At 67.8% G+C, this 8,602-nt stretch carries 8 protein-coding genes; 4 read left to right on the top strand and 4 right to left on the bottom strand.

The window, feature by feature from the left end:
- Window positions 1-543 (top strand): transposase (locus GC106_RS36035; RefSeq protein WP_173139873.1); only part of this gene is annotated, 543 nt, incomplete at its 5' end.
- Between the two features lie 497 nt (window positions 544-1,040).
- On the opposite strand, the gene GC106_RS36030 is transcribed toward GC106_RS36035, so the two are convergent.
- From GC106_RS36030 to GC106_RS36015, 4 genes are all read right to left on the bottom strand, one after another.
- Window positions 1,041-1,403, bottom strand: coding sequence for a hypothetical protein (locus GC106_RS36030; RefSeq protein WP_173139871.1), 363 nt, complete (start codon window positions 1,401-1,403; stop codon window positions 1,041-1,043).
- Window positions 1,404-1,647: 244 nt separating this feature from the next.
- Entirely contained in the window at window positions 1,648-2,277 is a 630-nt protein-coding gene (locus tag GC106_RS36025; RefSeq protein WP_173139869.1) for a TetR/AcrR family transcriptional regulator, read from the bottom strand.
- Window positions 2,274-3,482, bottom strand: a complete 1,209-nt coding sequence (locus tag GC106_RS36020; RefSeq protein ID WP_312873155.1) for a cytochrome P450 family protein — start codon at window positions 3,480-3,482, stop codon at window positions 2,274-2,276. The genes GC106_RS36025 and GC106_RS36020 overlap by 4 nt, the downstream gene beginning before the upstream one ends.
- Window positions 3,483-4,125: 643 nt before the next feature.
- Window positions 4,126-4,881: a class I SAM-dependent methyltransferase gene (locus GC106_RS36015; protein WP_173139867.1), complete on the bottom strand. Its 756-nt coding sequence runs from the start codon at window positions 4,879-4,881 to the stop codon at window positions 4,126-4,128.
- A gap of 487 nt (window positions 4,882-5,368) precedes the next feature.
- On the opposite strand from GC106_RS36015, the gene GC106_RS36010 reads away from it, so the two are divergent.
- The 3 genes from GC106_RS36010 (at window position 5,369) to GC106_RS36000 (ending at window position 8,521) form a co-directional block, all read left to right on the top strand.
- The gene (locus GC106_RS36010) at window positions 5,369-6,910 is read left to right on the top strand and encodes a PucR family transcriptional regulator (protein WP_173139865.1); all 1,542 of its coding nucleotides are present in this window, start codon (window positions 5,369-5,371) and stop codon (window positions 6,908-6,910) included.
- Window positions 6,911-7,022: 112 nt separating this feature from the next.
- Complete coding sequence (locus GC106_RS36005; protein WP_173139863.1) at window positions 7,023-8,285, top strand: NAD(P)/FAD-dependent oxidoreductase; 1,263 nt, start codon at window positions 7,023-7,025, stop codon at window positions 8,283-8,285.
- A 26-nt stretch (window positions 8,286-8,311) separates the two neighbouring features.
- Entirely contained in the window at window positions 8,312-8,521 is a 210-nt protein-coding gene (locus GC106_RS36000; RefSeq protein ID WP_173139714.1) for a hypothetical protein, read from the top strand.
- Window positions 8,522-8,602 lie beyond the last annotated feature (81 nt).

The raw sequence follows: 8,602 nt of genomic DNA, 5'->3' as shown, positions 1-8,602 counted from the left end.
CCGTGCGGCATGTCGCGCGAGACGGTGAAACGCTCGGACCTGGCCGGCTGGGCGAACTACGGCTACTGCGCCGCGCATTCCCGGTTCTACTGGGGCCTGAAGCTCTACCTGGTCTGCACGGGCGACGGGATGCCGATCATGTGGTGCCTGGCCAACCCGAAGCTCGGCGAGCGCGAGGTACTCGCCGCATTGCTGGACCACAACCATCATCTCATCCGCTCCGGACAGATCCTGCTGGCCGACAAAGGCTTCGCCGGCAAGCATTTCCACGAGCTGACCGCCGCGATGGGACTACGGCTGCTGCGCCCGGACCGCCGCGACGAGACCTACCGCCACGGCAACCTCGGCCACGTGCGCCAGTGGATCGAATCGGTCAACCACACCCTCAAAGGCCAGCTCGACCTGGAGCACCACGGCGCCCGCACTCCAGCCGGGGTGTTCACCCGCGTCGCCCAGCGCCTGCTGGCCATGGCCGCCGGGATCTGGCAGAACTGGGAAACCGGCGTGACCAGCAAGCGGTCACTGATCGCGTTCGATCACTGAACACCAATTTCACGGAATCAGTCATCTAGGTCAGAAACCCGATTGTTACGTAGGCGTTGACCATCGTCGACGTACCTGCCCTGTGCAGCCGCCGCGTTCATCGTCATCTCCCCGTCGAGCAAACCCATTGGCGCCGGACACGTTCCAGTACAGATCTCCCAGCCTCACCGGCACGATCGCCAATCTCAACACACCCACCGCCGATGGTTCCGCCGTCCTTGACATCGGTTTATTTTCGTCACTTTGATATCAACTGAGTACGTAGTCCTGGATACAGTCGCGCGTGCATCGGCCGAATGACAACGACGGCATCGACGCATGAGCCGGAACTGGCCTCGCGGTGGTTGCCAGCGGTGTGGCGGGCCGAGTCCGGTGGTGTTTGATCTCGCGGCGCCCGGTCCGTCAGCTCCGGAAAGGGTGTCCGTAATGGACTCGAAGCGGTGCGCCGCAGCAAGGAACGGGGTGACCGGCCCGCGGCCGGTCACCCCGTCCTGGGGTTACTGATCGCGCAACTTGTCCCGGTAGGCGATCTCCGAGGGGTCCAGTTCTTCCAGAACAACCTGGATCGCGCCCATGGCCGACCCGGTGTGCAGGGCGAATCGCGCCTGGGAGATCGGCCGGGTCAGCCGGTTTCGCCGATGGGACTGTGCCGCCTCCTCCGCCTTCTGGATGGCCTTGACCGCGGACGCGAGACGCTGGTGGAGATGTTCCGCGTCGGCGTCGGGTAGTTCCGTGGCGCAGGAGGTGATTTTGTCGGTGACTCCCTCCAACTCGTCGACACGATGGATGCAGGATGGTGTCCTGAAGCTCGCCAGCAAGTCGCGGACTTCGCGGAGGACCGCTACGGCATCTGCGTGCATGCGTCCATCATGCCCGATCAGAGAAATGCGGCCGCATGTGGACACATTGCCATGACTCCTCACCGTTTCCCGTTGCCAGGACGGGAAACCAGTCGCTGGTCAAGGAGCGCGACGCCGATCTGCCCGCCTTCACATTCGCCGTCGGCTCCGCGGTCGACCGGCCGTGGCCGCAGCCGTCCACAAGCGACGGACGGACGCGACCGTTCGGCCAACGCGGACGCGAACCGAGCCGGATACACCACCTTCACGCCCGACCGGCTCGGCGCCGGGACGGGCTTGTCGGCGGTCGGTCCGGCCCGTTGGTCACCACCGTGGCGGCGATGCGCACCGAGGCCAGGTAGGCGTCGTGGGTCTGGGCCTCGTACTTCGCCCCGGCCGACGCGGCGAACAGATGCTCGGCGAGGTCGAACGGCGTGAGCCCGGTGGAGGTCCACCGGGCCGCCACACCGGTGCGGTCCAGCAGACCGGCCAGCTCCTCGACGAACTCGCGCTCCATGTCCCGCAGCCGTGGCCCGGCGAAGGAGCGCGCGGTGTCGAGCAGCTCGCTGAACCGGCCCAGCTCGACCCGGCCGACCGTCAGGCCATGGAACGCGTCGAGCGCGCCGATCAGCCGATCGGACACGTCAAGGTCGTCGCGGTCGAACATCTGCCGGCAGCCGGCCCACATGCCGGCGAGCATGTGCTCCATCATCGCCTCGAACAGCTCGGCCTTGTTCTTGAAATGCAGGTAGAGGCCCTGCCGGGAGATGCCGGCCGCCTGTGCGACGTCGTCCATCGAGGTCTTGCGGAACCCGAAGCGCAGGAACACCTCGGTGGCCGAGCCGACGATGCGCTCCCGCCGGTCCGATGTGGACTGCGGGTCGGCCGGGCTCACAGGACGACCGGGAGCTTCTCGAGGCCGTGCACGATCGCGCTGGGCCGCCAGGCCAGCTCGGTCACCGGCACCGCGAGCGACAGGCCGGGAAACGCGTCGAGCAGGCCGCCGATGGCGATCTCGCCCTCCAGCCGGGCCAGCGGAGCGCCCAGGCAGTGGTGGATGCCGTGACCGAAGGCGATGTGCCCGCCGGCCGGGCGGGTCAGGTCCAGGGTGTCGGCGCCCGGGAAGCGGGCCTCGTCGCGGTTGGCCGCGCCCAGGCTCACCAGCACGAGCGCGTCGGCTGGGATGCGTACGGCGCCCAGGTCGAGCGGCTCGGTGGTGTACCGGTAGGTGGTCATGTCGACCGGGCTCTGCAGGCGCAGCAACTCCTCGACGGCACCGCGCAGCAGCGCCCGGTCCGCGCGTAGCGCTGCCAGCTGGTCGGGGTGCGTAAGCAGGGCCAGCACGCCGTTGCCGATCAGGTTCACGGTGGTCTCGAACCCGGCTGCCATCAGCAGGAACGCCATCGACACCAGCTCGTGCTCGCTGAGCCGATCGGAGTCGTCCCCGTCGTGCGCGTCGATCAGCGCGGAGAGCAGGTCGTCGCCGAGATCGGCGCGCTTGGCCGCGATCAGCTCCGTCAGGTAGCCGGCCACCGCGGCGGCGGCGTCCGGGGACAGCGTGGCGACCAGCTCGTTGGACAGCGCGCGGAACCGGTCCTGGTCGTGGCCGGGGACGCCGAGCAGCTCGCTGATCACCGTGATGGGCAACGGGAATGCCAGCATGTCGAGCAGGTCCACCCGGTCGCCCGGCCGGTGCGCGGCCAGCAGCCCGGCGGTGATCTCCTCGACCCGGGGCCGCATCGCCTCGACCCGGCCAGGGGTGAACGCCCGGCTGACCAGGCGGCGCAGCCGGGTGTGGTCCGGCGGGTCGCTGGCCAGCATGTGCCCGCCGAGCCCGGCGACGAACTCCGCCTCCGCGCCGTGCGCGTCGGCCTCGACGTTGCGCCGGGCCACTTCGACGATGCCAGGTCCTTTATGGACGGTCGGATCGGACAGCACCGCCCTGGCCTCCGCGTACCTGGTGACCACCCACACCCGCAGTCCGGCAGGCGTGCGGACCAGCGTGGCCGGCGCCTGCTCACGCATCGCCGCCTCGATGCGGTGCGAGTCCTGGAAGAACTCCGCGGTGAACAGCATGGGCAGTGTGGCGGTCGGCCGCACGAGGCCTCCTTCACTCAGTGACACCTTAGACATACTTGACAATATCAGACTATGTTGTCAAGTTGCTGTCGCGGGCCTTCTGCCCCCGTCTTGGAGGCGATGTCGGCGCCGCAAGCCGAAGCTGGGCCGTCCGACACCGCATGGAGGTCACCAAAGGACCTGGCTCCCGCGTCGCCGGTCTCGCGATGGCGTCAAACTCATCGCCTACAGCAGCGATGTGCGGCGAGCTCCCAGACAAGGCGGTGTCCGCACGCTCGGGGCGTGTCAGCGGCCAGTCGGATTCCCCGTGGACGGCCACCCACGGACGGCCAGTTGGATTCCCCGCTGGCGGCCAGTTTCACGGTCAGTGATCGCAGCAGGTTTGTCGACGCCGCAGCCATGCAAGTCATGCCGCGACTTTGATCGCGCCTGGACCGCCAGCGCGGCGCGGTGGCGCAGAGATCCGTCAGTTGCCAAGGTCGTGGGACCAACGTGCTGCGAGCGACAAGACCACCTCGCAGCTCGGCGGCGTTGTAAGAACACGTTCTCGATAGCGGTGCTCGCGGCCAGTCTCCTCGTGCCGAGAACGCCCTCTTCTACCGACGAGAGCGCTAGCTTCCTACGAGCAACGGCGCGGTCCGGCCAGGGACTGAGAGCCCGTTGTCTATACCTTGCTCGCCACCACCATGTAGTTCTCGGCCTCAAGATCGAACGTGCTCACTTCCGTCCGAAGTCCGACCCGGTGCAGCTCGACTTCGAGTTCCTCGTACCGGTAGGGCCAGCAGGACAGCAGTTCCGAGCGGACGAGAACCAACCCAGTCGCATCAACCTGGGCGATCGCAATCTCGATGTGGTGCTCCTCCTCCCAACGCGGCGCGATCTCCCAGCGGTAGACCACGACGGCATCGCGACCGTTCCGGCGGACGAGTCGGTCACTGATGTCCAGCCGGGAACCTCTGGCCCTCACGAGTTCCCACGTGCGGGATGTGAGCACCAAGCGCCCGCCACGGCGCAAGAGCCGTGACATCGACTCCAGAGCAGCACCCCTGCCTGTCGCGCCCGCGGCATGGTGAAGCGAGTTGCCAACGCAGAACACCATGTCGAACGTGCCGTCCTCGAAATGGTCAGGCAACTCTTCCCAGCTCGCCCGCACGGCTCGGACGGATGCCCCGAACTCCTCGGTCAACTCCGCAGTCCGACGAACCATCGCTTCGCTGGCGTCAGTTGCGACAACCTGTATGCCACGACCGGCGAGGCCAACCGCCAACTGTCCGGTTCCGCACGAACAATCGAGGACGTGAGCGTTCGACGGCAGGAGACTGAGGGCATCATCGAACGACGCAGCGAACTCGGCCGGAGCCAGCTTCGCATCGGAGATGAGCCACTCGTACACCTCGGCAAGCGCGTCATAGCCCGTCACAACTATTACCTCCGTCGCGCAGCAGACTCACAGTGGCACATCAGTACATCAGCGGAGCAAGTCGATTCACTAATGGTTTTGCAGGGGCAATCCGCCCGCTATTCCGCTGATCGGTCGTTCAGGAACGCGGCGGCGGCCCGCCGGACCGCGTAATAACCCGTTCCACTTCCGCGCTGGTGTCGGTTGGTCCCAAGACTGGCGAGATGGTGGTCCCCTCGGCCTCAGAAAAGGCAGATCGAAGCCACTCCAGCCGATGGGCGGGCAGCTCTCCGCGGGCTAAGCCACGTCGGCCGAGAGCCACGCTACGTAATGGGGCGCATGGCCAGATAACTCCCCACTAACTGGCCGCCAGTGGGGAGTTCAAACTGGCCACCAACAGGGGCGTTCGGGCGATGTCCGGCACGCGGCAATACCGTACGACGGAGAACTTCGGGAAGAAGGTGTCCATGTCCGGCATCGCTGTGGATGAGTGGGGTGTCAACGGGTCATGGTGACCCTGGATCGGCTGGTGAACGTCCTCGGCGGGTATGGAGCACGGTTGTGGTGCTGTCCCGTCTCGCGGGATGTGGCCCTGCGTGACGTGGTGATGCACGACCCGACCGATCGAAGCGCTCCGCGCGGGGACGCGTTCCTCGCGGTGGGATCGGAGTCGGTGGCCGCGGCCGTGGAGCTGGCCGCTGCCGCGCACGCGTTGGTCGTCTTGGTCCGCGGCGATCCCGAGCGCCTGGACCAGGAGGCGATCGCGCGCGCGGAAAGCAGCGGCGTGGCGGTGCTCGTGGTGGATCCGGATGTGTCGTGGAGCCAGCTCGCCGGCATGGTCTACGGGCTGGTACTGGAGGGCCGCGAAACCGAGTCGGGGCGCGGGCCGACCGACTTGTTCGCCCTGGCCGACAGCCTCGCGGGAGCGGTGGGCAGCGCAGTGGTCATCGAAGACCAGCTGTCACGGGTTCTGGCCTATTCGAGTGTGCAGCAGCACGCCGATCCGGTCCGGTTGAACACGATCATGGGACGACGCGTGCCCGATCCGGTGCGGGCGTTGTTCGAGGAACGGGGCGTGTTCGATCATCTCGCGGTGTCGGATGAGCCGCTGTTCGTGGCCGCTTCGCCGGAGCACGGGCTGAGCGGCCGCATGGTGGTGGCGGTGCGCGCGGGCCGGGAATCACTGGGCTCGATCTGGGTGGAGTGCGAGCGCCCGTTGACCGACGCGGGGTGTGCCGTGCTGCGGGACAGTTCGCGCACGGTGGCGCTGCATTTGCTGCGATCCCGTGCCAGCGCGGACCTGGAACGCCAGGTCGAGTCCGATCTCGTGATCCGGCTGCTCGAGGGCACGGCCGACGCCGCGGCGGTGATCAGCCGGCTCGGCTTGCCGCCCGGCCAGTTCCGGGTGATCGCCTTGCAGGCGCACATCGCCGAGGAGCGCCATGCCGCGCTCTTGTTGGCGTTCGAACGCGCGACTACGGGTTTCGGCTGGTCGCGGCCGGGACGGAGCACGTTGTTCGGCAACACCGTGTACACGATTCTGCCCGGTGACGAGGTCGCCGCGGCCCGAGCTTGGATCAGCGGCATATGTGAGGCACTGCCTCGCCAGGTGCGGGTGACCGCGGGGATCGGCGCCGCGGCATCGTCCGCGGAGCTGCCGGCCAGCCGCCGGGAAGCCGACGAATGCCTCGCGCTACACGATGCGCAACCGGTCACGGATACGGCGATCGCCTATGACGAGTCGTGGGACGACATTCTGGTGCTGCGGCTGCGCGCGGCGGCGGCCTCCGGGCGGGCGCCGACCCGAGGACCGATCGCCGACCTGCGCCGTCACGACGCGGCCCATGCCACCAGTTACATCGCGACGTTGCGCGCGTGGCTGGAGGCCCAGGGCGATTTGGCGCAGGCCGCTGAGCGGCTGGACGTACACCCCAACACCATCCGTTACCGGCTGCGCAAGATGGCCGAAGTGACCACCCTCCAGCTCGACCTGCCCGCGAAACGGCTGGCCATGATCATCGAACTGGCGGTCTCCGAAGACTCCCCTTGACCGGTCCGGACAAACCGATCCACCGCGTTTGTCGATTCCGGACAACGATCACTCGGCCGACCCGAGCCATCCTGGCCGCAGAGGCAACAGGTTCGTGCGGTGGAGGACAGTCATGGGCGATCTTGACCGGATCGACGGCGGCCCGCGGTCGGTGATCGTGATCGGTGCCGGTGTCGTCGGCCTGTCGACCGCGTGGTTCCTGCAAGACCGCGGGGTGACGGTGACCGTGGTCGACCGGAAGGGCGTCGCGGCCGGGTCCTCGTGGGGCAATGCGGGCTGGCTCTCGCCTGGGCTGGCGATCCCGCTCAACGAACCGAACGTCCTGCGCTACGGACTGCGGTCACTGGTCGACCGGCAAGCTCCCTTGCACGTTCCGGCGAGTCCCGACCCTCGTCTGTGGGCGTTTCTCGCCCGGTTCGCGGCGCACTGCACCTGGAAGAAGTGGGGACGTGCGGTGCGGGCCAACCTGCCGCTGAACGAGGAATGCCTGGAAGCCTTCGACGAGCTCAGCGCCAACGGCGTGACCGCGCCGACTGTCGACGCGCCCATCACGGCGGTGTTCGAAACCGCCGGACACGCCGCGGGCCTGCTCGGGGAACTCCGACGTCTCAGCGACGCGGGGCAGGACATCTCCTACGTCCGGCTCACCGCGAACGAGCTGCGCGAACAACTCCCGCAGGCGACAGCCCGCCTGGGCGCCGGCGTCCGGCTCGACGGGCAACGGTACGTCGATCCTGGACGCTTCGTGGAGTCGCTGGGCCAGTCAGTGGTCAGCCGCGGCGCCACCGTTCATGATCGCTTCGAGGTCACGTCTGTGCGACGGGACCGTGATGGCTACACCGTGAAGTCGGCCACGGGCCGGTCGCTGTCTGCCGACGCTGTCGTTGTCGCGACCGGAGCGTGGCTTGGCGAACTCAGCAGGACATGGGGAGTCACCGTCCCAGTACGCGCCGGGCGCGGCTACTCCTTCACGGCACCGACAGACCATCCGGTTCCAGGGCCGATCTACCTGCCGGAGATCCGCGTGGCCTGCACCCCGTACCAGGGCGGCATCCGGGTGGCCGGGACCATGGAGTTCCGGGACCCGGACGCACCGCTCGACCAGGCCCGCATCGACGCGATCATCGCCTCGGCACGGCCGCTGCTCACCGGCATCCGCTGGGACGAGCGCACCGATGCGTGGGTCGGTGCCCGGCCCGTGACCACCGACGGACGACCCGTGATCGGCGCCACGAACACCCCTGGACTGTTCGTCGCAGGCGGGCACGGCATGTGGGGATTGACCCACGGACCGATCACCGGGCGGTTGCTGGCCGAGCAAATCACCACCGGCAAACAACCCGATGCGCTGCGCGAGTTCGATCCCCTGCGCTGACCCGACGCGAACCTCCGGACAAGCACATGGACCCGATCGATCCCGACGATGCGTCTTCCTCCGGGCGCGGTGAGCGGCCCGTCATCCACGACGTGCACGCCGAGCTGGCATGGCTCCGCGCAGAGAACGCCTTGCTGCGCACGGAGAAGGAAATCCTGCTGAAGGCGGCCACCTGGTTCGCCGTCGACGCGAAGGCCGTCCCGCGGGAGCACACACGTAGCCCAGAGGACCGCTGACACGCGGGACTCATCGAAGGTTCGTGAGGGCTGGAGTACCCCGCCAGCCCTCACGAACGCCTCCTCAGCGCACTGACGACG

It is taken from the genome of Kibdelosporangium persicum, assembly GCF_013280595.1.
In the GTDB taxonomy this organism is placed as follows: domain Bacteria; phylum Actinomycetota; class Actinomycetes; order Mycobacteriales; family Pseudonocardiaceae; genus Kibdelosporangium; species Kibdelosporangium persicum.
Note: the sequence above shows the minus strand (reverse complement) of the source record. Positions and strands in the feature narration are given on the sequence as shown.